Source organism: Sphaerimonospora thailandensis (assembly GCF_016863115.1).
Taxonomy (GTDB): domain Bacteria; phylum Actinomycetota; class Actinomycetes; order Streptosporangiales; family Streptosporangiaceae; genus Sphaerimonospora; species Sphaerimonospora cavernae.
Genome location: NZ_BOOG01000148.1, coordinates 1 through 839 on the forward strand (window position 1 = coordinate 1; position 839 = coordinate 839).

The 839-nt window shown below is 63.2% G+C and carries 1 protein-coding gene; it reads right to left on the reverse strand.

Annotated features, from left to right (window positions below; all coding sequences use genetic code 11):
• Positions 1–488 precede the first annotated feature (488 nt).
• The coding region (locus tag Mth01_RS29375; protein WP_204019215.1) for an IS66 family transposase at positions 489–839 on the reverse strand (351 nt) is incomplete at its 5' end.

Here is an 839-nt window from a genome sequence, read left to right on the forward strand (position 1 = left end):
GAGTGACCACACCCGGGGCAACACGACCCAACTCCGGGCGCCGAGGTCACATGCACCGTCCATGAGCCGTCGGTTTCCCGCTCCACCGACTCGACCTGCACGCCCGAAAGACCCAAGAACTCCGCCGACACCATATTCTGTTGCACGCGCGCCTGCCCGTCCGTGATCGTTTGTCTTCGCAGCAAAGATCATCTCAGACGGCGGGCGCGCTTTCGTTTCACCACCAACCGACCCAGCGGTCACAGAACGCAACCATAAGCCGCTACTGAACGCACTCATCTGACTACGGAATCTACTTCAACGCGTAGGGCCAGTAAGGTCAGTTCTTTGGTGATCCCCAGTGCCGCCATGATGAACCCATAGTGAATGTTGGAAAATATGTCGTAATACACCATCTCCCCACCCGTAAGTGTTCGGTGATCCCGTGGAAGGGCATGCCGAGAGCCCGGCCGGTGCCGGCCGGGTGGACGTGGAGCGTGTGGCCCGATTTAGGGCGCCGGTCCGTTGATATCGGGAAGATCACCGGCGGCCACGCCCGGTGGATCGTGGTCGCGGCTGCCTGATGTGTCGCCGGGTGCCGGCAACCAGGGCAGGAAGGATTCCAGCGCGGGACCCTCGGGTGGTTTGCCGCCCGCCTTGGCGCAGGCGGTCAGGTAGGCGGTGAGGAAAGCCAGGGGTTCGCGGTGGTTACGTTCGGCGGTGGCGGTGATCGTCCAGACGGCGGCGGCCAGGTGCGCGGCCCATTCGGCCTGCGCCCCGTAGTAGTTCTTCCTCCCGATCACCGGGGTTCGCAGCGCCCTTTCGGCGGCATTGTTGTCCTTATCCGGAACTCGGCATAA